The 23382-nt window shown below is 69.0% G+C and carries 21 protein-coding genes; 8 read left to right on the forward strand and 13 right to left on the reverse strand.

What is annotated here, in order from left to right; genetic code table 11:
- Positions 1-334: 334 nt before the first annotated feature.
- Positions 335-1468: an acetate kinase gene (locus tag MMF96_RS13775; protein ID WP_256883868.1), complete on the reverse strand. Its 1134-nt coding sequence runs from the start codon at positions 1466-1468 to the stop codon at positions 335-337.
- Positions 1468-3612, reverse strand: a complete 2145-nt coding sequence (gene pta / locus MMF96_RS13780) for a phosphate acetyltransferase (RefSeq protein ID WP_256883869.1) — start codon at positions 3610-3612, stop codon at positions 1468-1470. Before pta ends, MMF96_RS13775 begins: the two co-directional genes overlap by 1 nt.
- 218 nt (positions 3613-3830) lie before the next feature.
- On the opposite strand from pta, the gene MMF96_RS13785 reads away from it, so the two are divergent.
- The 3 genes from MMF96_RS13785 to MMF96_RS13795 all read left to right on the forward strand — a co-directional run bounded on the left by MMF96_RS13785 (position 3831) and on the right by MMF96_RS13795 (position 7558).
- Positions 3831-4544, forward strand: coding sequence for a hypothetical protein (locus MMF96_RS13785; RefSeq protein WP_256883870.1), 714 nt, complete (start codon positions 3831-3833; stop codon positions 4542-4544).
- A 198-nt stretch (positions 4545-4742) separates the two neighbouring features.
- A complete protein-coding gene (locus MMF96_RS13790) occupies positions 4743-5654 on the forward strand; it encodes a serine protein kinase RIO (protein WP_256883871.1) in 912 nt (303 codons plus the stop codon).
- A gap of 1154 nt (positions 5655-6808) precedes the next feature.
- On the forward strand, positions 6809-7558 hold the full coding sequence (locus MMF96_RS13795; RefSeq protein WP_256883872.1) for a M50 family metallopeptidase: 750 nt from the start codon (positions 6809-6811) through the stop codon (positions 7556-7558).
- On the opposite strand, the gene MMF96_RS13800 is transcribed toward MMF96_RS13795, so the two are convergent.
- The 4 genes from MMF96_RS13800 to MMF96_RS13815 form a co-directional block, all read right to left on the reverse strand.
- A complete protein-coding gene (locus tag MMF96_RS13800) occupies positions 7555-8118 on the reverse strand; it encodes a dihydrofolate reductase family protein (RefSeq protein ID WP_176618092.1) in 564 nt (187 codons plus the stop codon). The two genes, MMF96_RS13795 and MMF96_RS13800, sit on opposite strands and share 4 nt — an antisense overlap.
- 80 nt (positions 8119-8198) lie before the next feature.
- The gene (secA2, locus tag MMF96_RS13805) at positions 8199-10529 is read right to left on the reverse strand and encodes an accessory Sec system translocase SecA2 (RefSeq protein ID WP_256883873.1); all 2331 of its coding nucleotides are present in this window, start codon (positions 10527-10529) and stop codon (positions 8199-8201) included.
- A gap of 82 nt (positions 10530-10611) precedes the next feature.
- On the reverse strand, positions 10612-11304 hold the full coding sequence (locus tag MMF96_RS13810) for a tyrosine-protein phosphatase (RefSeq protein ID WP_256883874.1): 693 nt from the start codon (positions 11302-11304) through the stop codon (positions 10612-10614).
- Positions 11304-11912, reverse strand: a complete 609-nt coding sequence (locus tag MMF96_RS13815) for a GNAT family N-acetyltransferase (RefSeq protein ID WP_176617742.1) — start codon at positions 11910-11912, stop codon at positions 11304-11306. Before MMF96_RS13815 ends, MMF96_RS13810 begins: the two co-directional genes overlap by 1 nt.
- Before the next feature lie 131 nt (positions 11913-12043).
- On the opposite strand from MMF96_RS13815, the gene MMF96_RS13820 reads away from it, so the two are divergent.
- The 4 genes from MMF96_RS13820 to MMF96_RS13835 are packed head-to-tail and all read left to right on the forward strand — an operon-like array spanning position 12044 to position 15550.
- Positions 12044-12478 carry a VOC family protein gene (locus tag MMF96_RS13820; RefSeq protein ID WP_176617741.1) on the forward strand — a complete coding sequence of 145 codons (435 nt, stop codon included), beginning with the start codon at positions 12044-12046 and terminating at the stop codon, positions 12476-12478.
- Positions 12459-13460, forward strand: a complete 1002-nt coding sequence (locus MMF96_RS13825; protein WP_176617740.1) for a 1,4-dihydroxy-2-naphthoyl-CoA synthase — start codon at positions 12459-12461, stop codon at positions 13458-13460. Before MMF96_RS13820 ends, MMF96_RS13825 begins: the two co-directional genes overlap by 20 nt.
- Before the next feature lie 14 nt (positions 13461-13474).
- The gene (locus tag MMF96_RS13830; RefSeq protein WP_256883876.1) at positions 13475-14611 is read left to right on the forward strand and encodes an AMP-binding protein; all 1137 of its coding nucleotides are present in this window, start codon (positions 13475-13477) and stop codon (positions 14609-14611) included.
- Positions 14612-14671: 60 nt separating this feature from the next.
- Positions 14672-15550 carry a 1,4-dihydroxy-2-naphthoate polyprenyltransferase gene (locus MMF96_RS13835; RefSeq protein WP_256883877.1) on the forward strand — a complete coding sequence of 293 codons (879 nt, stop codon included), beginning with the start codon at positions 14672-14674 and terminating at the stop codon, positions 15548-15550.
- Between the two features lie 16 nt (positions 15551-15566).
- Here the strand turns inward: MMF96_RS13835 and MMF96_RS13840 are convergent, their stop codons facing one another.
- Both MMF96_RS13840 and MMF96_RS13845 read right to left on the reverse strand, forming a co-directional pair.
- On the reverse strand, positions 15567-16208 hold the full coding sequence (locus tag MMF96_RS13840; RefSeq protein ID WP_256883878.1) for a TIGR03085 family metal-binding protein: 642 nt from the start codon (positions 16206-16208) through the stop codon (positions 15567-15569).
- A gap of 57 nt (positions 16209-16265) precedes the next feature.
- Entirely contained in the window at positions 16266-16595 is a 330-nt protein-coding gene (locus MMF96_RS13845) for a DUF4229 domain-containing protein (RefSeq protein WP_256883879.1), read from the reverse strand.
- Between the two features lie 72 nt (positions 16596-16667).
- Here MMF96_RS13845 and MMF96_RS13850 point away from each other — a divergent pair, with 72 nt between their 5' ends.
- Positions 16668-17057: a PLD nuclease N-terminal domain-containing protein gene (locus tag MMF96_RS13850; protein WP_176617735.1), complete on the forward strand. Its 390-nt coding sequence runs from the start codon at positions 16668-16670 to the stop codon at positions 17055-17057.
- Positions 17058-18294: 1237 nt separating this feature from the next.
- On the opposite strand, the gene ccsB is transcribed toward MMF96_RS13850, so the two are convergent.
- The 5 genes from ccsB to MMF96_RS13875 form a co-directional block, all read right to left on the reverse strand.
- Complete coding sequence (gene ccsB, locus MMF96_RS13855) at positions 18295-19392, reverse strand: c-type cytochrome biogenesis protein CcsB (RefSeq protein WP_176617733.1); 1098 nt, start codon at positions 19390-19392, stop codon at positions 18295-18297.
- Entirely contained in the window at positions 19392-21107 is a 1716-nt protein-coding gene (locus tag MMF96_RS13860) for a cytochrome c biogenesis protein ResB (RefSeq protein WP_256883880.1), read from the reverse strand. The genes ccsB and MMF96_RS13860 overlap by 1 nt, the downstream gene beginning before the upstream one ends.
- Complete coding sequence (locus MMF96_RS13865) at positions 21107-21823, reverse strand: cytochrome c biogenesis CcdA family protein (protein WP_256883895.1); 717 nt, start codon at positions 21821-21823, stop codon at positions 21107-21109. The genes MMF96_RS13860 and MMF96_RS13865 overlap by 1 nt, the downstream gene beginning before the upstream one ends.
- Positions 21824-21870: 47 nt before the next feature.
- Positions 21871-22464 (reverse strand): TlpA disulfide reductase family protein, encoded by a 594-nt coding sequence (locus MMF96_RS13870; protein WP_256883881.1) that lies wholly within the window; start codon positions 22462-22464, stop codon positions 21871-21873.
- A 124-nt stretch (positions 22465-22588) separates the two neighbouring features.
- Entirely contained in the window at positions 22589-23251 is a 663-nt protein-coding gene (locus tag MMF96_RS13875; RefSeq protein ID WP_176617730.1) for a histidine phosphatase family protein, read from the reverse strand.
- Between the last annotated feature and the right edge of the window lie 131 nt (positions 23252-23382).

Here is a 23382-nt window from a genome sequence, read left to right on the forward strand (position 1 = left end):
GGGTGTCCAGATCGGCGTCCACGAGGACCTCCGGGTTCGGCGTTTGGTTTGATACCGCCGATTGTGGGCGCCCTTGCCCTTCAAAGCATCACACCACGCCGCACACCTTGGAATTACACATCTAGGGGCGACGTAGGCTGATCATCACCACGAACCCCGAGTTCTCCCGCTGGGGCACCGCGTGGGGCGACGACAACTTGGCCACCGCCCCATTCACCACGGCAGGCGCCTGCAATCCCGTGGCGAGTCCTACCGGGGCAACCACTCCCTCATGAATCGGACTCTGCCCACGACCGCAACAGCTCTCATTCTGTCCGCGCAGAAACCGGGCGCCCTACCCGCCCTGCACGACGGCGGCCGTCGCCTCGGCGATGGCGCGCTCCTCGTCCGTGGGCACCACGAGCACCGGAAATGCCGAGCCGGGGGCGCTGACCACCCGGGGCGAGCCGGAGCGCACCAGGTTCGCCTCGGCGTCGAGCACAAGTCCCAGGGCCCCGAGCCGGCCCACCACCTGCGCCCGGAACGCTGAGGAGTTTTCCCCGATCCCGGCCGTGAAGATGAGCGCCTGCGCGCCGCCCACCGCCACATGGTAGCCGCCAATGTACTTCGCCAGCCGGTGCGCCGTGACGTCCAGGGCGGTCTGCGCCCGCCTGTCCCCCGATTCTGCGGAGTCCACTATGGCGCGCATGTCATTGTTGCCGGCAAGCGCCTTGAGCCCGGATTCGCGGTTGAGCATGGTGTCGATCTCGTCGGCGGACAGGCCCTGGCGCTGAAGGTAGATGAGGATGGAGGGGTCCAGGTCGCCGCTGCGGGTGCCCATGACCAGGCCCTCCAGCGGGGTGAAGCCCATCGACGTGTCCACACTGGCACCGCCCTGGATGGCGGTCAGCGACACGCCGTTCCCCAGGTGGGCCACCACCGCGTTGAACTCCGCCAGCGGGATGCCCAGCAGCTCCGCCGCCCGTCCGGTGACGAATTCGTGCGAGGTCCCGTGGAAGCCGTAGCGGCGGATCCCGTACTGGCGGTACAGGGAATCCGGCACGGCGTAGCGCCAGGCGTGTTCGGGCAGCGTGCGGTGGAAGGCGGTGTCGAACACGGCCACCTGCGGCATCCCGGGCCACTTGGCGGTGATGGCCCGGATGCCCAGCACGTTCGCGGGGTTGTGCAGCGGTGCCAGCGGGTTCAGCCGTTCGATGGCCCGGGTGATCTCATTGTTGACCAGCACCGGTTCGCCAAAGCGTTCCCCGCCGTGGACCACACGGTGTCCGACGGCGTCCAGCGGCTTTTCCGCCAGCACGCCTTCCAGCTCGGCCGCCACCTGGTCCATGGCGACGCCGTGGTTGGCCGGGCCGCCGGCGCCCTCGCCGATGCGCTCAATCAGCCCGCCCGCCTGGACTTCGCCGGTGGTGGTGTCCCGCACCTGGTATTTCAGGGAGGAGGAGCCGGAGTTGATGACAAGAACGCGCATTAGGATTCCTTCGTTTCACTGCTCGGGGCCCGGCCGGCCGGGCTTGCCGGGGCCTTGGTTTCGCCAGGCTCAACCACCGGCGCCCCTTGGGCCTGGATGGCGGTGATGGCCACGGTGTTGACGATGTCCTCCACGGTGCAGCCGCGGGAGAGGTCGTTGATCGGCTTGTTCAGGCCCTGCAACACGGGCCCGACGGCCACGGCGCCGGAGGACTGCTGCACCGCCTTGTAGGTGTTGTTGCCGGTGTTCAGGTCCGGGAAGACGAACACCGTCGCCTGCCCGGCCACCTCGGAGGCGGGCAGTTTGGACGCGGCAATCGAGGCGTCCACGGCGGCGTCGTACTGAATGGGGCCCTCGATGGCCAGGTCCGGGCGGGCGGCCCGGGCCAGCGCCGTGGCCCGGCGCACCTGATCCACGGCCGAGCCGGAACCGGAGCCTCCCGTGGAGTAGGAGAGCATGGCGATGCGCGGCTCCACGCCAAACTGCAAGGCGGTCTCCGCGGACGCGACGGCGATGTCCGCCAGTTGTTCTTCGTTGGGTTCGGGGTTCACGGCGCAGTCGCCATAGACCAGGACCCGGTCCGCCAGCAGCATCAGGAACACGGAGGAGACGATGCTGACGCCGGGGCGGGTCTTGACGAATTCGAGGGCGGGGCGGATGGTGTTGGCGGTGGTGTGGGCGGCCCCGGAGACCATGCCGTCCACGTGGCCCAGCTGGACCATCATGGTGCCAAAGTAGGACCCGTCCGCCATGACCTCCCGCGCCCTCGCCAGGTCCACGCCCTTGTGGGCGCGCAGCCGCTGGTACTCCACCGCGAAGCTTTCGCGCAGTGGCGAGGACTCCGGGTCAATGATCTCCACTCCTTCCAGGTCCACCCCGTGGGCGGCGGCCAGCTCCCGGACGGCCTGCGGCCTGCCCAGCAGCACCAGCCCGCACACGTCGCGCCGTTGCAGGATCTCGGCCGCCTGCAGCAACCGGGGGTCGTTGCCTTCCGGCAGAACGATCCGCTTGCGGTCGCTGCGGGCCCGTTCGACGAGCTCATGCAGGAAGCGCAGCGGCGTCATGGTGGCCGGGCGGGGCAGGGACACCCGTTCGAGCAGTTCCGCCTCGTCCACGCTGCGCGACCAGGCCCCCATCGCCGCCGCCACTTTCCTCCGCTGGCCCGAATGGATCTCGCTGCGCACCTCGCTGACGGCGCGCGCGGAACTGTAGGTGTCGTCGTCGTACGTAAAGACCGGGAAGGGCGCGTGCGCCAAGATGGGGAGCACATTGGGGTCCGGGGCCAGCCCGCCGGTGAGGATCATGCCGCCGGGGACGGGGAATTCGGGCGAGAAAGCGGAGGCCAGGGAGGCAACCATGACGTCGGCGCGGTCGCCGGGGACGATCACCAGGTCGTTCGCTTCGAGCAGGTGGAGGAAGTTTCCCACGGTCATGGCGGCGACCTTGATGGCGCGGACGTCGCGGTCCATCTCGGGGCTGCCGGCGATTTGGCGCAGCTGCAGGGCCGCGGCCACCTCGCCGACCGTGGGCAGGGAGATTTCGGGGATTTCCGGGATGACGTAGACGGGACGGCTGCTGGCGCCGGGACGGACGGCCGCCTTGATGGCCGCCGCTTCGCCCGGTTCGGCACGGTTGACCATCATGGCCAGCAGGGAGCAGTTTGCCGCCACGAGTTCCTTGCGGGCCACGTCCACGGCGTCGGCCGTTTCCTCCACCGTCAGGCCGCGGGCGCCAACGACGGCGAGCACGGGCAGGCCCAGGTTGTTGGACAGGCGGGCGTTGAGGTCGAATTCAACGGCCGCGTCCTGGCCGGTGAGGTCCGTTCCCTCCACAATGACCACGTCGCACTTCTTGGCGATGTCGCTGTAGATTTCCACGCAGCGCGCATCGATTTCGGCGCGCTCGCCGGCCGCCAGGAGTGCCCGCGCCTCGGCGCCGCTCATGCCGCTGCGGCACACCCCGGCGTCGAGCCTGTAAATGCGCCTGAGCATGGCCACCGTGGGATCGGGTTCGGCACCGGCGGTGATGGGCCGGAAAAAGCCGATCCTGTCGGCATGCCGGTGCAGGGCGTCGGCAAGGCCCAGTGAGACAAGCGTCTTGCCGGAGCCGGGGGTCGTGGCGCTGATGTAAATACCGCGGGTCATGGTCAGGGCCGCCTTTCGTCCGTGTTCTCCCATCCAAGCACGGCGCGGCCCCGACGGGGGGACAAAGCAGTGCGGATCACCCCTGTTCTGGAAAATGATGTTGAAGCCGTCACAGACATGGCCCCGGGGACCGCGGCTGCGGCTCCCAATGCCGGGCCGCTGCACTTGGGCTCCGGGCGGGCCGTCCGCGCGTACACCCGGACGCATAGGGTTGGGGCATGGACATCTTGTTTGGCCAGGTCACGGACCCCTCGCAGGCCTTTTCCCTGGCGTTCCGGCTCCTGGGGACCCTGATCATGTGCACCGGCCTTGCCCTGCTGGTGCGGCGGGTTGAGGTCGGCTGGTGGCTGGCCGTGGGATCGTTTGCGCTGGAAATTCCGGCAGCGTTCTTCACGATTTCCCTGGGCCTGCCGCTTTCGTCCGGCAGCCTGCTGCCCTATGTGGCCGCTTCCTGGATCGCACCGCTGGTGGGCGTTGGCGCCGCGCTGTACGGGTTGGCCTGGTTTCGCAAGGCGCCCCTGTCCGGGCCGCTGGTGCGGGACCTCGCCCTGCGCCGGTTCCGCCCGGCCGACCTGGCGGCACCCGTGCTGGTGGCGGTGGTTTTTGCCGCCGCCTCCCTGCTGCCAGCGCTGGCCCTTTACGGGAGCCTGGCCGGCCCCGGCGGCCTCTCCCGCTTCCCCACTGCCACCGTCCTCGCCTCAGGCTTCCTCACCGGGCTGCTGCCCGCAGGACTCGTGGGGCTTGCCGCCCGCTCCCGCTGGTCGTGGCTCCCGATTGCCGCCTCCTCCGTGGCGTCCCTTGGCGGTACAGCCCTGTCCGCGCAGGGCTCGGTGCTGATCTTCCTGTTCATGGCACAGGCGGCAGTAGCGCTGTTCGGTTTCGTCGCGTGGGGCCGGCTGCGCAGCGAAGCCCTGGTGCCGCCGGGCTCCTGAGCGCCATGGCCGCCCCGCGCTTTCGGCAACCACCGCCCGGCAGCACAATTTTCGTTGACACCCCGCGCCGGCGCGTGGTCAACTGGCAGTGTTCCGCAAACTTGCCGGTATTCGACCCTAAGGAGGACCCCATGAATGTTCGTGCAGCCGTTCGCGCCCAAAACATCAGCTTGTCCTTCCACAGGAGTCGATTCACCCATGAAGTTTTCTGCTGACCAACAGCACCTCGAAACACCCTCTTTTTCACCCATCAAGCTCCGCCGCCGTACGCCCCCGCGCGACAGCTTTGACCCGGATCCCCGCCCAGCCGATTGGAACATGCTGGACGATTCCCTGGCCGAAAACCAGCGGTGGTCCACCTGGCCCGAGCTCGAAAGGCTCATGCGCGGGCCCGCACCCTATCCGGACTTTGTCATCGAGGACGCCGCGGCCGTTGACACCGACCTCGGCGTGCTGAAGACGGGCAAGGAGGCGGACGTTTTCCTCGTGGAACGCGCCACCGGGTCCCGCAGCGCACTGCTCGCCGCCAAGCGCTACCGGTCCGCGGACCAACGCCTGTTCCACCGCTCGGAGGCCTACACCGAGGGGCGTTCCGTGCGGCGATCCCGCGACGCCCGCGCCATCAAGGGCGGGAGCACGTACGGCCGGGCCGTGGAAGCCGCACGCTGGGCCGACGCCGAATGGACGTACCTGCGCCTGGCACACGAATCCGGCATTCGCGTTCCCTACCCGGTCCAGATCTTCGGGACAGAGATCATGATGGAGTTCATTGGGGATCCCGCCCACCCCGGGGCGGCCGCGCCGCGCCTGCAGTCCACCCACCCGGGGCCCGTGCAGCTGCGCGGGTACTGGGAACAGGTGGTGGAGGCCATGCTTGGCTTCGCGCGGATGGGCTTTGCCCACGGCGACCTCTCCCCCTACAACGTGCTGGCCGCCGGTGACCGCCTGGTGGTCATCGACCTGCCGCAGCTGGTGGACCTGGCCGGAAACCTGCAGGCCACGGAGCTGCTGGCCCGCGACTGCCGGAACATGTGCACCTGGTTCGCCTCCCGCGGACTGGAGGCCGACGACGGCGCCCTCCTGGGCGAGCTCCTCGCCGCCGCCTGGTGAGACGGGGCGGCCCTCGTTCCACTGCGGCCCCGTCCAGGCGCCGGGGCGGACACCCCTCAGCCGGGCGGATTCGATGAGTTCCGCCTCGTCCGCCGCGCCGGGCCCGGAGGCAAGCTGGCGCCCGGCCCACGGCGCCTCGGCGGCGATGATGTCGCCGAACGTCTCCGCGAGCGGGCGCCGCACCAGGCCCCACTCCAGCGCCCGGGCATCGGAGCGCTGCGCAAAACCAGCGTAGCCCCCGTCCAACGGCAACACGAGCGGCAGGGACCGCGGCCCGCTCCAGGGCCCTACGCCGTCGTCGTCCATGGCGGACAGCGGGTAGGGGGCAAGCTGAGGGTTGGTGGTGGCGGCCTCGCGGGCCGAAATGGGCGCGGCGGCCAGCGGCACGGCGGCCCCCACCGCATTGACGGCACCCGTGCGGCCGGCCAGCCCGGCCTGCGGGATAAAGGCGGCGAGGTCGCGGACGTCGATGAGTTGCACGTACTGCCGGTGGCCGCCGCCGTCCTGCCAGGGTGCCGGCACCGGTTCCCGCCGGTCCGCCACGCGCAGCGGCCAGTACGTGCTGCGGCCGGTGGGACCTCCGAGGCCGCCGATCAGCCCGGACCGGACCACCAGCGCCCCGTCCCCGCGGGTCGCCCTGGTCAGCCGTTCGCACCCCGACTTGGCCTCCCCGTACAGCTCCGGACCGTCGGCCTGCGTGGACTCCAGCGGCCGGAGCAGCACGGCGTCCTCGCGGGCGCCCGGGACGGAGTGGTCGGCGTAGACGGAGCACGAGGACACCAGGACCCACCGCCGGGCCCGGGGCGAGGGGGCCTCCACGGCGGTCCGGGCATGGGCGGGGTCATGGGCAGTCCCACCACCAGGTCCCAGTGCTCCGTGGCGGGCCGGGCGTAGGCGCCGGGCCCGCCACGGTCCACCACGACGGCGGCCGCGCCTGCCGGTGACCCGCCGGATTCCCCGCGGGCCAGGCAGGTGGCGCGGTGCCCGGCGGCCAGGGCCCGTTCCGCGATGGTCCGGCCCAGCCACGCGGCGCCGCCGAGGGTCAGGATGTTGGCCATGGGTTCCACCCAACCCTGCCTGGCGCCGGGCGGGCAAATGGTTTCACGCCCAGCGGATGGACACGGGCACCCAGCCTGGTGGCATAGGCTTCCACGGTGAACATTGACCAACCGCTCAACGCCGCCGCCGACTGGTGGCACGCCGTGCTGGCCGGATTTGTCCGCAGCTCCGCGCCCGCCGTGCCCGTTTCCGTGCTGGCGGCAATTGTGGCGGCCGCCGTCGTGCTGAGCATCCCGCGCGCGTCGTGGCGCTGGTTCGGGCTGTATGTGACGTTTGTGCACGAGCTCGGCCATGCGTTCGCCGCTCTCATGGCCGGCCGCTACATCCACGGGCTGACGATCGGGCTGGACCATTCCGGGCAGCTGGTCAGCAGCGGCCGGCGCGGCTTCAGCGCCACGTGGTCCGGCTTTTGGGGCTACCCGGCCCCGGCCGTGGTGGGCGCGGCGCTGGTCTGGTCTGTGACGGCGGGATGGGCCGGCGCCGCCATGTCCATCGGCGCCCTGGTGCTGCTCGTGGCCTTGGTGTTTCTGCGCAACGCCACCGGCATCCTGGTGGCCCTGGCCAGTGCGGCCGTGGCCCAGGCACTCGTGATGCTGGCCGGCCCCGCAACGGTCAGCTATGTGGTCCTTGCCCTCGGCATCGCCCTGGGTGTGGGGTCGGTGCGCGACTTCTTCAAGGTGGCGGCCGTGCACACCAGCCGCCGGAACCGGCTGGCCAGCTCCGACGCCTGGATCCTCTCCCGCTCCACGGGCGTCCCGTCCTTCGTGTGGCTGGCCGGGTTTGCCCTGGTCATCGCCGCCTGCGCCGCATCGTCCGCCTGGCTGCTGTGGGGGATGGTGGCCTAGCCGCCACGCACCGCATAGTGGAGATGGACGACGCCGTTGTCGAAGCTGCGCCGGTCCAGCAGTTCCAGCCGGGTCCGGACGGCGTCGGGCAGGGCGCGGGTCCCGGCGCCGACGATGATGGGGGCGATGAACAGGTGGACCTGGTCCACCAGCCCGGCGGCGAAGGCCTGCCCCGCCAGCCCGGCGCCGCCCACGGAGAGGTCCGCACCGGCGTCGGCCTTCAGGGCGCGCACGGCGTCCGGGTCAAAGGCGGTCTCGATGCGGGTCCTGGCGGTGTCCGCCTGCGTCAGGGTCCGCGAATACACGACCTTGTCCGCCAGGTGCCACAGGTTGGCAAAGTCGCGCGCCACGCGGGTCAGGTCCGTCTGCCCGTACATGGTTTCCCAGACCTTCATGGTCTCGTACAGGCGGCGTCCGTACAGGTAGGTGCCGATGGGGCGTTCCAGGCCGTTGATGAACGCATGCTCGTCGTCGTCCGGCACGCCCCAGTCAAAATTGCCGTCGGCGTCGTTGATGTAGCCGTCCAGCGACATGATGGCGGCGTAATGGAGTTGCGCCACGGCGGCCTCCCCTTCAAGACGGCGTTGCGGTGTACATGCCGGTGCCTCAAGTATTCGCCTTTTCGCCGCGTTGCGGCAGCCTATTTGCCCAGCTTTTTCAGCAGCCATTTCACCGCAGCGTCGCCCTGGCTCGCGAACGGGTTCTCATCCACCACGTAGGTCCACGTGGACGACGCCCGGCGCACGCCCGCCGCCGCCAAGTCCGCGGCACCGTCCACCACGGCCAGGCCCGCCAGGGTTTCCCGGGCGCTGTCCGCGGCCCTGTCCAAAAACCCCTCGAAGGCGAAGATGGTTTCGCGCCGGTATTCATCCAGCGGGTTTTGCCGGCCCAGGGCGCGCAGGTGGATGGCGGCGCGCTGCTCGGACAGCAGGGCCAGGTGGTCGCTCCAGTGCGCATCGAGTTCAAACAGCATGATCTGCCGGCAGGCGCGCACCAGTTCCCCCGCACCGAGTGAACGGCGCAGCTCCCCCAGTCGTTGCACCTCGCCAAACGGTTCCATGGCTGCCGCGTCGTCCGTGAGGATGCGGTCGCGTTCGGCCAGGACCACGCGCCGCTGGTAGGCGATGAGCTCGTTGTACTTCCAGGAATTTTCCTGCGTGGTGAAGCGCTCCTGCTCGGCGAGGCGCTGGGTGCGGTCCAGCAGCCGGGACACGCCCGCCCGGGTGACGAGGCCGGCGTCGTCCGCTTCCCCGGCGAGGGAACTGCTCAGTTCCAGGCCGTGGACCTCCTGCCCGTTGGCCGCCGGGTCCTCGATGCTGGAGTAGATGATGCTGGCGCCGGGATCGCCCTGCCGGCCGGCGCGGCCGCGGAGCTGCGCGTCCAGCCGGGGCGACCAGAACCGGCCCGCGATGACCACCAGCAGCCCGCCCAGCGCCGCCACCTCGCCGTGCGCCGCCGTGCCGGCCCCCTTGCCGCCGAGCAGGATGTCGGTGCCGCGCCCGGCCATCTGCGTGGAGACCGTGACGGCGTGCTTCCGCCCCGCCTCGGCAATGATGCCGGCCTCCAGCGCGTCGTTGCGGGCATTGAGGACCTGGCAGTCCACGTTCCGTACGCCCAGGGCGGCGGCGAAGCGTTCGGAGGCGGCGACGTCGTGCGTCCCCAGGAGGACCGGCCGCCCCGCGGCATGGGCGGCCACGACCGCCTCGACGACGGCGGCGTCGCGCTGTTCCGCTGTGGCATAGATGCGCTCGGGCAGGTCCTGGCGGATGCACGGCTTGTGCGGCGGGATCTGGCCGGCGTCGAGCAGGTAGTGGGTGCGCAGGTATTCGGCGACGGCCACGGCGGTGCCGCTCATGCCGGTGACGGTGGCGAAGGAACGAACCAGGTCGCGCACCAGCAGCTGGTCCAGGACCTCGCCCTGTTCGGTCTTCAGCAGCCCTTCCTTCGTCTCCACGGCCGCCTGCAGCCCGTCGGGCCAGCGCTGCCCCTGCGCCACCCGGCCGCGGGAATCGGAGACAATCTGGGCCTGGCCGTCACGCACGATGTAGTCGACGTCCCGCTGCAGGAGCACCTCGGCGTGCAGTGCCGTGTTGATGGAGGAAAACAGGGGCGTGCCCTCCGCCGAGTAAAGCTCGACACCGGGCCACCTCGCCTCGGCGCGCCCGATCCCGGCGTCGGTCAGCGAAACGTTCCGCCGGTCCGCTTCCACGGTGTAGTCGGTGCCGGGCTCCAGCCCCCGGACAAAATCCGCCACGTCCACGCCCTGCAGTTCGCTGCGCGCCCGGCCGGCCAGGACCAGCGGGACCACGGCCTCGTCCACCAGCACCGAATCGATCTCGTCCACGATGCACGCGTCAAAGGGCTGCAGCACGGCTTGGTCCGGTGCGGTGCGGCTGCGGTCGCGCAGGACGTCGAAGCCGAGTTCGTTGACGGAGACGTACACGACGCCGGCCCGGTACGCCTGCCGTTTCCCCTCCGGGGTGCCGGCGGAGGTCACCGACGCGGCCGTGATGCCCAGGGCCTCGTAATAGGGCCCCATCCAGGCTGCGTCCCGTTGCGCCAAGTAGTCATTGACCGTCAGGACATGGACGCGGCGGCCGCCCAGGGCCTGGGCGGCCGCCACGAGCGCGCCCACGAGGGTCTTGCCCTCGCCGGTGTCCATCTCCACCACGGTGCCCTGCAGCATGGTGGCGGCGGCGAGCAGCTGGGTGTCAAAGGGCACCATGCCCAGCGCCTGGCCGGCCAGGATGCGCGCGCTAAAGAGGTAGTCCTCCAGGCGCTGCCCGGTCCACGGCTTGTGGCCTTCCGTGGCGAGCTGCCGGACGATGTCCTGTGCCTGGGCCAGGCCCTCCCGGGGGCTGGCGGCCGCCGCGCGTTCGGCGGCACGGCCGGCGGCCCCGCTGAATGTGGCCGTCTCCGCGAGGCCGGGGGTGTTGAACAGCCAGTTCTTGAATTGCCGGGGGAAGCGCACGGTGCCTCGAGTCGTTGGGGCGGATCCAGCCTGTGGTCCTTCCAACGTACCCGCGGCTCCGGGCGGGCGGCAACACGGCCGCTCAGGGCCGCCGGCACCGGGCCACGACGGCGTCGATCTCCTGCTTGGTGACACCGTTCGCCAGCAGGAACGCACGCACGTCGAGGCCGCCGACAAAGCCTGCCAGCGCCTGCCTGCGGTCGGCAACGATCGGCGCCATCTCCTCCTCCGCCAGGTACCGTTCATAGGGGTGCTTGACGGGTGCCACCAAATGCCAGCTGTTGATCCCCCGGGACGCCAGCTCGTCCTGCCCTGCCGCCTGGTCCGCCTGCCCGGCGAGCGCCAGCAGCAGCGACGCCACCAGCCCCGTCCTGTCCCGCCCGGCCGAACAATGGATCACCACCTTGCCCCGCGCGGCCGCCAGCACCTTGAACACCGCGGCCACGCGCCCGGGAAACAGCCGCAGGATTTCCGCGTACAGCCGCGGGTGGTTCATATAGGGCTGGACCATCGCCTGGTATTCGGCGTTGTCCGGGTCCTCCGTAGGGGCATTGACGACGTCGAACCCGGCCAGTGCGCCGTCCCCCACCACCGGGTCGCTGGGCCGGCGCTTCCTCTCGCCGGGGTTCCGCAGGTCGATCACCGTGCGGACGCCGTCCTGGTATACCTGCTGCCATCCCCGCTCGGTGAGCCACTCGCTGCGGCCCATCCGGTAGATGTCGCCGATGAGCAGCCGGGCGTTGACGGCGCCCTCCCAGTGCGGCCCGGGCAGCATCAGCGGTTCTTGGCGATCCGCAGGTCCAGGCCGTTGCGGACCTGCGGCCATTCGTTGGCCAGGATCGAGAAGACCACGGTGTCGCGCAGGGAGCCGTCGGGCATGGCCCGGTGCGAGCGCAGCACGCCGTCCTGCTTGGCCCCGAGGCGGGCAATGGCCGCGCGGGACTGCATGTTCATCCAGTGCGTGTTGAATTCGACCGCAACACAGCCGAGCGTTTCAAAGGCGTGGCCCAGCAGCAGGCGCTTGCTGTCCGGGTTGGTGCCCGTGCCCTGGACGCTGGCCGCATTCCACGTATAGCCGATTTCCAGGCGCGGCAGCTCGGGGACAATGTTGCAATAGGTGGTCATGCCGATGACCTTGCCCGGTTCCCCCGTTGCGGGATCGTTCAGGCGCGTGGTGAACGGCACCATCATGCCGGATTCCTGCAGTGCCAGCCTGCGCCCGATCTCCGCCGCCATGGCCTCGGGGCGGGGGACGGAGGTGTACCAGAGGTTCCACAGCTCGCCGTCGGAGGCCGCAGCCACCAGCCCGTCGTGGTGGTCCGGGCTCAGCGGCTCGAGGGTCACGTACTTTCCGTGCAGGGTTACAGGGGCAATGGTCGTCATGGCAAAACACTATCGCGCCGGGGATGGGTTCAGCCCGGGTTGCGCCCCTGGTGCACCAGGGGCACAACCCGCCCCGGGTTCTACCCCGGCGGATGCTGGACGGCCCATCCGCGGCACGGCAGACTAATTGCATGGCCTATTCACTGCAGATCGTTGTCGACGCCCTCAGGCCCCACGACCTGGCCGATTGGTGGGCGGAAACCATGGGGTGGGACGTGGAGCCCTCCGATGAGGCCTTCATCCGCACCATGGTGCAACAGGGCTATGCCACTGCCGGGCAGACCATGGAGCACAACGGAGTCCTGGTCTGGAAGGACGGCCAGGCCATCACCGCCGGCCCGGCTGCCGGCAGCGGCCAGCCGCGGATCCTGTTCCAGTCCGGGGGCCGTGACAAGTCCGGCAAGAACCGCATCCACTGGGACGTGCGGCTCGGCGGCGGGGACAAGGCGGAGGTGCGGGCGCGCCTTGAGGCCCGCGGCGCCACTTTCCTGTGGGAGGCCAGCCAGGGCCCGCACTCCTGGATCACCATGGCCGACCCCGAAGGCAATGAATTCTGCATCAGCTGACCTCCGCCGGGCCGCTAAGATCGTGAGGGTGAGCGCAGACAATCTCCCCGAGCAGGTTTCCGACATCTTTGACCCCAGCCGCTGGCGCGTGGTGGAGGGCTTCAACTTCACCGACATGACCTACCACCGCCAGGTGGAACGGGACGCGGCAGGCGGCATCATCAGGGACCTGCCCACCGTCCGCATCGCCTTCAACCGCCCCGAGGTGCGCAACGCCTTCCGTCCCGGCACCGTGGACGAGCTCTACCGCGCCATGGACCACGCGCGCATGACGCCGGACGTGGCCACCGTGCTGCTCACCGGCAACGGCCCCTCCCCCAAGGACGGCGGGCACAGCTTCTGCTCCGGCGGCGACCAGCGCATCCGCGGCCGCGACGGCTACCGGTACGCCGACGGCGAGACGAAGGAAACCATCGACCCCGCCCGCGCCGGCCGCCTCCACATCCTGGAAGTCCAGCGGCTCATGCGCACCATGCCCAAGGTGGTCATCGCCGTCGTCAACGGCTGGGCCGCGGGCGGCGGGCACTCCCTGCATGTGGTCTCCGACCTCACCATCGCCTCCCGCCAGCACGGGAAATTCAAGCAGACCGACGCCACCGTGGGAAGTTTCGACGCCGGCTACGGCTCCGCGCTGCTGGCCCGCCAGGTCGGCCAAAAGGCGGCCCGGGAGATCTTCTTCCTGGCCCGTGAATACTCCGCCGAGGACATGGTCGGCATGGGCGCCGTCAACGAGGCCGTGGACCACGCAGACCTGGAAAACACCGCACTGGAGTACGCCGCGGACATTGCCCGCCAGTCCCCGCAGGCCATCCGCATGCTCAAGTTCGCCTTCAACCTGGCCGACGACGGCCTGGCCGGCCAGCAGGTCTTCGCCGGCGAGGCCACCCGGCTCGCCTACATGACCGACGAGGCCGTGGAGGGCAAGGAGGCCTTCCTGGAAAAGCGCGACCCCGACTGGTCCAACTTCCCCTACTACTTTTAGGCGGGGCCGCAACCATGGACATCGAGCCCCTGCTCAAGGCACTCGCCGCGGCCCTTTCCGGCGAGGGCCCCGCCGTGGAAATCGCCGCCGACGGCAGCTTCGCCCCCATCCCCCCGGGCGAGCTGGGACTGCCGGCCGGCAGCGAAACGGACATTGCCGCCGTCGTGCGCACCTCGGGAAGCACCGGCACGCCCAAGCGCACCATGCTCAGTGTGGACGCCCTCGCCGCGTCGTCGGTGGGCACGGCCATGGCGCTGCGCGGTGAAGGGCAGTGGCTGCTGGCCCTGCCCGTGCACTACGTGGCGGGCCTGCAGGTGCTGGTGCGCAGCCTCTTTGCCGGCACCCGCCCGTGGTCCATGGACCTCTCCGGCGGCTTCACGGCGGAGGCGTTCACGGCGGCGGCCCTGGAGCTGACCGACACGGTGCGCTACACCTCCCTGGTCCCCACCCAGCTCACGCGCCTGCTCAGCAACCCTTCCGCTGCGACGCTCACGGTGCTGCGCCGCTTCAACGCCATCCTGCTGGGCGGCGCCCCCGCCAGCCCCGTGCTGCTGGAAGCCGCGCGCGCCGCCGGCGTCAACGTGGTCACCACCTACGGCATGAGCGAAACCTGCGGCGGCTGCGTGTACGACGGCGTCCCGCTCGACGGCGTGGAGCTCGCCCTCCGCGACGGCCGGGTCCGGCTGGGCGGGCCGGTCCTGGCCACCGGGTACCTGGGCGACCCTGCGCTGACGGCGGCCGCCTTCACCGAGTCTGATGACGGCGTGCGCTGGTATGAAACCGGCGACCTCGGCGAGCTGGACGGCGCGGGACGCCTGCGCGTGCTGGGCCGCGTGGATGACGTCATCATCTCCGGCGGGCTGAAGATTTCGGCGGCGGCGGTGGCCGACGGGCTGCACCGGGTGCAGGGCGTCCGCGAGGCCTTTGTGGGGCCGGTGGACTCCGTGGAGTGGGGCCAGCAGGTGGCCGCCATGGTGGTTGGCACCTGCTCCCGTGAGGAGCTGTGGGCCGGTGCGGCGGCGGTTTTGGAGCCGCACCTGGTGCCCAAGACTGTGGTGTTCGTCTCCGAGCTGCCCGTGCTGGCCACGGGAAAACCGGACAGGACCGCCATTTTGGCGCTTTTGGCGGACGCGGCGGCGGCCGGGAGCTGACACCCACCCGGCACAATGGAAGCTGACACGTTTTTGCCGCCCCGTGCATAAGGAGTAGCTGTGGCCACTGTTGGTCAATGGATTGAAGGCGCGCGCCTGCGGACGCTGCCGATGGCTGTTGCCCCCGTGATCATCGGCACCGCCGCCGCGTATGACCTGGGCGGCCTGCACTGGGGCCGGGCTCTGCTCGCCGCGCTTGTGTCCCTGCTGCTGCAGGTGGGCGTCAACTATGCCAACGACTATTCCGACGGCATCCGAGGCACCGACGAGGTGCGGGTGGGCCCGCTGCGCCTGGTCGGCTCCGGCGCCGCCGCGCCCCGGCAGGTGAAGATGGCCGCCTTTGGCGCCCTTGGCCTGGCCATGGTGGCCGGACTGGTCCTGGTGATCCTGTCCCAGGCGTGGTGGCTGCTGCTGGTGGGTGCCGGGGCCGTCATTGCCGCATGGGGCTACACCGGCGGCAAGAACCCCTACGGCTACATGGGCCTGGGCGACGTGTTCGTGTTCTTCTTCTTCGGCCCGGTGGCCACCCTCGGCACCACCTTCACCCAGGCCGGGGCCGTGAGCACGGCGGCGGTTCTCGGGTCCGTCGCAACCGGGCTCATCGCCGTCGCACTTTTGATGGCCAACAATGTCCGCGACATCCCCACGGACCGTGAGGTGGGCAAGCGCACGCTGGCCGTGCGGCTCGGGGACCGGCATGCGCGGCTGAGCTACGTGGTGATGCTGGGGGTGTCGGTGGCCATCATGATGGTGCTGGTGCCGGCCAAGCCCTGGCTGCTGCTGGTGCTGCTGCTGGTGCCGTTCATGCTCATGCCCAGCTGGCTGATGCTCAAGGGCAAGAAGCGCAAGAGCCTGATCCCGGTGCTCAAACAGACCGGGCTGCTCAACCTGGGATTCAGTGTCCTGTTTGCCGTGGCGATGGTCCTGACGGGCCTGTAGCCCCAGGGCCGGGCGGCTACGTTTCCCGTGCCGACCATTCCAGGAACGCGTCCAGGGCCGCGCCGCTGCCCGTGACATCCACGTCCGCGGCGCGCTGGCGCCCGGAAATGTACAGCGCCACCTCCACCGGGTCACCGCTGACAAGGACCCTGCCGGAGCCTTTGTGCACGGGTACGGCGGGATGGTTCTTGGCGGCGATCGTGACGGCGGTGGGGCTGCGCCGGTAGGCCATCCTCGCCATCAGCGGCAGCCTGGCCCACAGCGCGTCGAGCTGTCCCGGTGGCAGGGACCGGGGCTGGTGGTTGCCGCCGCCGCGGCGGACGTCCTCGTGGTGGATCACGTATTCCACGAGCTGGACCGAATCGCCCAGCCAGGTCATGGGGTTGGCCGTCCCGGTGCCGGCCGCGAACCGTGCCAGGAGCCCGCCATAGCCGGCGGGGGTGAGGGCTGCCGCCGCGACGTCGCCGAGCCGCCTTTCACTGCCCGGCACCGGCCGGGACGCTGCGTCGAGCAGCTGCTTCAGTGGCGCATGCTCCCGCATCACCAGATGGGCCAGCAGGCGCCGGACGTTCCACCCCTCGCACAGCGTCGGGGCGTCAGGATCGGCACCACGGAACGTTTCGACCATGGCCAGCCGCTCAGTCTCCATCCAGCGCATGGGCCTGTCCTTTCCACCATCGGTGCTGTGGGGTGCCGCCTGTTGCTGCCTGGCGGGTCAGCCCTCGGGCTGGGTGCGCGGCTTCCTGCCGGGCCGGTCCGCGTCGACCCAGACGTCCGGGTTGGCGTCCACGAGTGCGTCCTCGGCGTCGGCATCGGCCACGGCGGCTGCAGACTGGGTGGTGTCCGCCGTCGGTGCGAAGCGGTCGGCAATGACAGCCGTGGCGCCGTCGCGCTGCTTGCGCAGGAGGAAGAAGCTCACCACGAACGCACACAGGGCCGCCGCCAGGGCCGACGTCAACGGGCTCAGCTGCAGGGCAAGGTGCGCCACCAGGAAGAACGCCAGAAACAGCAGGCCGCGGATCAGGGAGTATTTGAAGAATGCCACGGGTGCAAGTTTAGCCGGTGATTCTGGACGATGGCCCGGAGCCCAATTTGCCTCTCGACGATAGAATGAAGCATGCGCTATATCCCAGTGATCTTTGGTGTGGTCCTCTTCATTTACGGGCTCATCGACTGCATCCGCAGCGAGTCCACAGATGTCCGGAGCCTGCCCAAGCCCGTCTGGATCCTGGTGATCGTGCTGCTGCCGCTGGTCGGCGTCATCCTGTGGCTTTTTCTGGGCCGCCCGCACTACGCTGCCGCCGGCGAACCCGCCACCCGCCGCCCGTTGCGTTCCGGGACCGCACGGTTCACGGCGCCGGACGACGATCCGGCCTTCCTCCGCAACCTTGAGGTGGCCCGGGCCCACAAGGCGGAGGCGGACCGCCTCCGCAAGCTTCGGGCCGAACTCGACGCCCGCGAGGCAAAGCTTCGCGAGCAGCACCCGAAAGACGAAACCCAGCACTGACGCATCGGGGCGGGCGTTATCCACAGATTCCGCGATCCGGCAGTAGAACCCACCTTTGGCGCAGCAGTTTCAGCGCTAATGGAGCCATGACAAATCCGGCTCCGCTCCCCCCTGGCCTTGCTGGACGCCCGTTCACCGTGGAGCAGGCGCGCCAGCTGGGGGTCCCCCGTTCACGCACCCCTCCCGCGGACCTGTGGACGCCCAGCCGTGGCATTCGCGTCCACAAGGATGCACCGCTTGACTTGTTCGACGCGTGCCGGCCCTACACGGAAGGCACGGACGCCGGCGTGGCCAGCCATGTGACGGCCGCCAAAATCCACGGCTTGTACCTGCCCTGCCGGTGGATGGAAGACCAGCCCGTGCACCTGGCCCGGCCCACGGGTGCCGGCGTGCCCCGGCGGCGCCATGTGGCGGGGCCCCGGCTGGAACTTGCGGATGGCGACGTCGTCGTGATTGGCGGGGGTTCCCGTGACCTCGGCACAGCGCACCTTCCTGGACTTGGCGCCGCTGCTGTCGCTGGACGAACTGGTGGCCGTGGGGGACCAGGTGGTGTGCGAACACAGACGCCCCTTCGGGCCGCCCAAAACCGCCATGGTCATACTCGATCCCCTGAACGCCTACCTTGCCGGCCGCGGGGGCGCACGGCGCATTCTCCGTTTGCGCGAGGCCATGGAACTGGTCCGCGTTGGCGCGGACCCGCCCCCCGGAGACCAGGCTGCGGCTGCTTTTCGCACGCTCGGGACTGCCACGGCTCGAGCCCAACATCGACCTCCTCGATGCGGACGGAAACACACTGGTCTCCCCTGACCTTTGCTGTGAGGAATACCGGACCTGTGCGGAGTACGAGGGCGGCCACAACTTCACGCCCGAACAACAGGGCAAGGACCACGACCGGAACTTCATCACGAAATCACTCGGCTGGCACCAGGTGCTGATCAACAAGGATGACATGCTGGCCGGCGGGCGGGCCGCCATCACCAAGACCGCCCGGATGTTGGTCCAGGGAGGCCGGAACGACCCCGGGAACCTGGCCGGACAATCCCTGCGCGGCTTTTTGGCGACCAGCAAGGACATTGCCTGGGCAAAGTCCCATCGCGCGCTCCGCCGGAGTGTCCGGCTGTACAGAAATGGCGACCTGGCCGGTGTTCCCCTCCGTCGAAAGTACAGCTGTGGCGGGTCCCAACGGAGCAGACCCGCCACAGCTGTACACCCGGCCCGCGGGCGGGCCGGAAGCTGCCTAGCTGCTTCCCACGCCGGCGTAGGAGTGCAGGCCGGCGAAGTACACATTCACGATCGTGAAGTTGAAGACCACGCACAGGTAGCCCACGATGGACAGCCAGGCGGCGCGTGTGCCGGTCCAGCCGCGGGTGGCGCGGGCGTGCAGGTAGCCGGCGTAGGCCACCCAGATGACGAACGTCCACACTTCCTTCGGGTCCCAGCCCCAGAAGCGGCCCCATGCCTTCTCGGCCCAGATGGAACCGAACATCAGCGTCAGGGTCCAGCCCACAAAGGCGATGCCGTTGATGCGGTAGGACATGTTTTCCAGGCTCAGCGCGTTCGGTACCAGCCGCATGGCCGGGAACTTGTCCGGCTTCCCGGAAGAAATGGAGGCCTCGCGGCGGGACTGCAGCAGCTGCAGCACCGACATCGCGAAGGTCAAGGTGAACAGCGAGGAGGACATGACCGCGATGGAGACGTGGATGATCAGCCAGTAGCTCTGCAGCGCCGGCACCAGGTGCCCGGCGGGCGTCCAGAAGGCGACCGAGGCGGCCGTGATCATCACCAGCACCAGGCCGATGACGAAGGTGCCCAGGAAGCGCAGGTCGCGGCGGGTTAGCACGAGCAGGAAGATCAGCGCCACGGTGAACCCGCCGGTGGTGCAGAATTCGTACATGTTGCCCCACGGCACCCGCCCGGCAGCCAGGCCGCGGAACAGCACCGCCAGGCCCTGGACGACGGCGGCCACGATGGTGATGGCCACGGCGACCCTCGCTGCGCGCCGCTTTTCCTTGCCGTAGCGCATGGAATCGCCGGCGGTGATGCCGTCCGAACCGGCGTGCGTCTTGCTGCTGGGGCGCACGCCGCGGTCCAGGGGCCCCGCGCCGAGGTCCTGGCCGATGCTTCCTGCGGCGCCAACGCCCACGAGCCGGTCGGCCTGGGCGGGCACGGAGCGGGCATTCCCGGCCTCGTCCGCCACGGCCAGGCCGCGGCGGACAGCCTTGCTGTAGGTCACCAGATCCCAGGCGTAGGCACAAAACGCAACGGCGTAGGCCAGCCCGGCCATGAGCATGAACTGCTCACTGAGCAGGGCGAGGCCATCATTGATTGTTGGCATTAGTGGTCCTTACTTGACACGGTACTTGACACGGCGGCATCGGTTCCGGTGTCGCCTTGATGGCTGGACGGCTGTTTTCCATCTTCCCCCTGCGGGGCTTGTGGCACCACCCACTTCACGTGGAGTGCCTTGTGGATGGCCGCTGCTTCCCCGGCCAAACGGTGGTCCTCGCCGCGGGCCAGCAGGCCGAATTCCACCATGGTGCGTCCGTCCGGGTGGTTGCCGGTGCGGATCCACACGCGGCGGCGGTTGAGGAAGAGTGAGGCCATGAGCCCGGCCAGGGCCAGGACGGCAAACACCAGCACGTAGACCTGTCCCGGGTCGTGGCGGATGTCCAGCGCGGCGAAGCGCTTGATGCCGTCGAAACTGATGGTGCCGTTGCCCTCCGGCAGTTTGTAGCTCTGCCCGGGCGCCAGCACGATGCCGCCGGCCCTCAGGTCGCGGCCGTTGATCTGTTTCATCTTGGACGTGTCCAGGGTGTAGACGTTGCGGGGCACGCCGTTGTCCAGGCCCAGGTCGCCGGTGTAGGCATTGAGGTTCAGCTGCGGGTTGAACGGGTCGGGGTCGGAGCCGTACGCCACACCCTTGCTGTCGATAAGGGCCGTGGGCAGGAAAAAGCCGACGAAGCCCAGTTCCTTGGGCTTGGCGTCAGGAACTTTAATGACCATCAATGAGGTGTAGGCGCCGTCCGTGGGGATGGTGACCACCGGCCCCTGGAAGGCGATGTTGCCCTTGCCGTCCTTGACGGTCACCACCGGGGCGTAGCCGTTGCCGACCAGGTAGATGTTGGTGCCGCCGATGGAGACGGGATCGTTGACCTTCAGGATCTGTTGCTTGGCGGGGGCGCCGGCGCCGTCCTTGGTGGTCAGCGAGGCCGTGAAGTCGATGGGCTGGCCGTAGTGGCCCGGCGATTCCCTGTCGTACTTGACCACGAGCTTGTCCAGTTTGACGGAGTAGGGGCTCAGGCGGTCGCTGTTGAAGTAGGCGCCGGGAGTGAAGGTGTCATAGCCCACCAGGGTGTTGACGAAGGTATCGCCTTCCACCACCACGCGCTGGCCGCTGTACCCTGCCAGCCCGCTGAAGCCCACGGATGCGAGGACGCCCAGGATGGAGATGTGGAAGACCAGGTTTCCCACTTCCTTCAGGAAGCCCACTTCCGCGCCCACGGACGGCCGGTCCGAGCCAAGGTCGCGCACGTCCACCCGGTAGCGCCGGGATTTCAGGACGGCTGCGGCATCCTTGATGGCCTGGTCTGCGTCAACGCCGCTGCCGGCCGGAATTTCCACGGTGCCGTATTCGGCCAGCCTGGACAGCCGCTTGGGCGTGCGCGGGGGCACCGAGCGCATGGCCTTCCAGTGGATCTTGGCCCGGGGCAGCACGCATCCCACGAGGGAGGTGAAGAGGAGCAGGTAGATGGCGGCAAACCACGGCGACGAGTACACGTCGAAAAGCTTGAACCAGTCCATGATGGGCCCGGAGGTGGGGTGGTCCGACAAATATTGCGTGACCGTGGACGGGTTGGAGGCGCGCTGGGGGAAAATGGACCCCGGAACAGCCGCCACGGCGAGCAGAAGCAGCAGGAACAACGCGGTCCGCATGCTCGTCAGCTGCCGCCAGGCCCAGCGGAGCATGCCGAAGAAGCCCAGCCGGGGCAGCTCGACATCGTTCTTGGCCGGCTTCTTGCTTTGCACGTCTTGCACCGAATTTTCCCTCATCAGATTGGCAGTCTCACTTCTCCGGCAAACCAGAATTGCAGCTCGTTGATCCACGTGCCCCACAGGCCCGTCACCATCAGTCCGCCCAGCGCCACCAGCATCCCGCCGCCAAACCACTGCAGGCCGCGGCGGTGCTTGCGGAAGAACGCCAGGGCGCCCAGGCCGCGCCGGACACCCAGGGCGATCAGCAGGAACGGCACCCCGAGCCCCAGGCAGTACACAAACGTCAAGAACGCGCCCTTGGCCGCCGTGCTGCCGTCAAAGTAGGTCAGGGCCAGGACCGCGCTCAGCGTGGGGCCGATGCACGGCGCCCAGCCCAGCCCGAAGGTGATGCCAAGCACGGGTGCGCCCCACAGGCCCGCCGGCGGCTTGGCATGGATCTTCACGTCCCGCTGGAACCACCCCAGTCCCCCGAGAAACACTACGCCCAACACGATGACCACGGCGCCCAGGACCTGTGTCACCCAGGCGGCGTCGGGCGTGCGCAGCCACGCACCCAGCTGGCCGAACATGGCGCCGATCAGCACGAAGACGGCGGAAAACCCCAGGACAAACAGCCCAATGCCCAGCAGCATGCGCCCCCTGCGCTGCTTTTGCAGGTCGGCCCCGGTCAGTCCGCTGACGTAGCCGAGGTAGCCGGGAACCAGCGGCAGAACGCAGGGCGACAGAAATGACACAATCCCGGCCAGCAAGGCAACCGGGATGGCCAGCAGCATGGAGCCGCTGCTAATGATTTCGGCAAATGGGTTGGTGGACACCGGCCCTACTTCTCGGCCAGTGCAGAGATGATCAGCGCCTTGAGCGTGCCCTTGTCCGCGGTGCCCAGGAGCCGGGCGGAGACACGCCCCTGCTTGTCCAGCACCAAGGTGGTGGGCACGGCGGAGGGTTTGACCAGGTCGCGCTGGGAGAGCGCCAGCAGCACGCCGCCGTCCTTGTCCATGATGCTCGGGTACGTCAGCTTGAAGGTGCGCTCGAACGCCTCGGCGGTGGGCGCCTCGTCGCGGATGTTCACGCCGAGGAACCCCACGCCCTTGGGTTCGAACTCAACGTGCAGGGCCTGCAGGTCAGGCGCCTCCAGCCGGCACGGGGAACACGCCGCGTACCAAAAGTTCAGGACCGTGACCTTGCCGCGCAGCTGGGCGGCGCTGACGGTGCCGCCCTTGAAGAGCGTCCCGGAAAAGTCCACGGGTGCGCTGCGCTTGTTCGCGGCGTATTCGGTGACCGAACCGTCGCCGGCCACGAAGCCCTTGTTGTCCCCGGCCACGGCTTGTTTAGCCAGGGGGTCGTTGGCCGTGCACGCGGCGAGGCCAACGGCCAGCACGGCGCCGGTGGCGGCGAACAGTGAACGGCGGCTCATCGAGGAAGTCACTCTAGTTGTCTTTCATCTTGCGCTTTTCCAGTGCCGTGGCACGGCGGATTTTTCCATCGGAATTTCTACATTACGTCGAAAAGGTGGCTTTCGCCTAGCCCGGACGGCACATTCAGGCTCCGGGCGTGGTCGCTGCGCCGGGCAAAAGCACCGCTGCGGGTTCGCTGTACTGCACGCCAACGACGTCGTCGCCCTCAAAGATGAGGGAAGTCAGCGAGGCCAGCGTGCATTCGCGATGGCGCGGGTCGTGCCACAGCCGCTTGCCCTCGGCGCTGCGCCGGGTGGCCCAGATGGGCAGCTGGTGGCTGACCATGATGGCCTGCGCGCCTTCCCCGCCCAACTCGAAGGCACGACGCCGGGCGTCCCGTGCCGCTTCGAGCATGCGTTTCGCCTGGGCTGCGTAGGGCTCACCCCAGGACGGGCGCAGCGGGTTGGCAAAGTAGCGCCAGTGCCGCGGCTTCAGGAGCTCGGCCTTGTTGACCTTCATGCCTTCAAAGTGGTTTTCCGCCTCGATGATGCGCGGGTCCGTGACGATGTCCAGGCCCAGGGCGGCTGCCGTGGGCTGCGCTGTTTCCTGCGCACGGTCCAGCGGCGAGGCCACCAGGTGGACGGGGGCGGCGCCCCGCTCTGCCAGGTCCTTGAAGTGCCCGGCCACCATGTCCGCCATGGCACGGCCACGGTCGGAGAGGTGGAATTCGGGAAGCCTGCCGTACAGGACGCCGTCGGGGTTAAATACCTCGCCATGGCGCAGAAGGTGAACAGTGACTCGGGGCATGTGTCCAAGTTTCTCAAAGTTACGGGGATGGGGGTTAATCAGGGAATTCCCAGACTCGGGCGCCACAGTGGCCACGGGCCGGTTGAAAACTTTTTAAAAAAATGTCCCGCCTGGGGAATATTAGATGCAAA

The organism is Arthrobacter sp. STN4 (assembly GCF_024539665.1).
GTDB lineage: Bacteria > Actinomycetota > Actinomycetes > Actinomycetales > Micrococcaceae > Specibacter.

What these genes read in the sequence shown, in the direction of transcription:
- MMF96_RS13785 (WP_256883870.1), top strand. Translation starts at nt 3,831, where the DNA reads ATGGACATCTTGTTTGGCCAGGTCACGGACCCCTCGCAGGCCTTTTCC.
- MMF96_RS13810 (WP_256883874.1), bottom strand. Translation starts at nt 11,304, where the DNA reads ATGCTGCCCGGGCCGCACTGGGAGGGCGCCGTCAACGCCCGGCTGCTC.
- MMF96_RS13850 (WP_176617735.1), top strand. Translation starts at nt 16,668, where the DNA reads ATGCGCTATATCCCAGTGATCTTTGGTGTGGTCCTCTTCATTTACGGG.
- MMF96_RS13820 (WP_176617741.1), top strand. Translation starts at nt 12,044, where the DNA reads ATGGCCTATTCACTGCAGATCGTTGTCGACGCCCTCAGGCCCCACGAC.
- MMF96_RS13830 (WP_256883876.1), top strand. Translation starts at nt 13,475, where the DNA reads ATGGACATCGAGCCCCTGCTCAAGGCACTCGCCGCGGCCCTTTCCGGC.
- MMF96_RS13860 (WP_256883880.1), bottom strand. Translation starts at nt 21,107, where the DNA reads ATGAGGGAAAATTCGGTGCAAGACGTGCAAAGCAAGAAGCCGGCCAAG.
- ccsB (WP_176617733.1), bottom strand. Translation starts at nt 19,392, where the DNA reads ATGCCAACAATCAATGATGGCCTCGCCCTGCTCAGTGAGCAGTTCATG.
- MMF96_RS13840 (WP_256883878.1), bottom strand. Translation starts at nt 16,208, where the DNA reads ATGCGCTGGATGGAGACTGAGCGGCTGGCCATGGTCGAAACGTTCCGT.
- pta (WP_256883869.1), bottom strand. Translation starts at nt 3,612, where the DNA reads ATGACCCGCGGTATTTACATCAGCGCCACGACCCCCGGCTCCGGCAAG.
- MMF96_RS13815 (WP_176617742.1), bottom strand. Translation starts at nt 11,912, where the DNA reads ATGACGACCATTGCCCCTGTAACCCTGCACGGAAAGTACGTGACCCTC.
- MMF96_RS13825 (WP_176617740.1), top strand. Translation starts at nt 12,459, where the DNA reads ATGAATTCTGCATCAGCTGACCTCCGCCGGGCCGCTAAGATCGTGAGG.
- MMF96_RS13865 (WP_256883895.1), bottom strand. Translation starts at nt 21,823, where the DNA reads ATGCTGCTGGCCATCCCGGTTGCCTTGCTGGCCGGGATTGTGTCATTT.
- MMF96_RS13870 (WP_256883881.1), bottom strand. Translation starts at nt 22,464, where the DNA reads ATGAGCCGCCGTTCACTGTTCGCCGCCACCGGCGCCGTGCTGGCCGTT.
- MMF96_RS13775 (WP_256883868.1), bottom strand. Translation starts at nt 1,468, where the DNA reads ATGCGCGTTCTTGTCATCAACTCCGGCTCCTCCTCCCTGAAATACCAG.
- MMF96_RS13875 (WP_176617730.1), bottom strand. Translation starts at nt 23,251, where the DNA reads ATGCCCCGAGTCACTGTTCACCTTCTGCGCCATGGCGAGGTATTTAAC.
- MMF96_RS13790 (WP_256883871.1), top strand. Translation starts at nt 4,743, where the DNA reads ATGAAGTTTTCTGCTGACCAACAGCACCTCGAAACACCCTCTTTTTCA.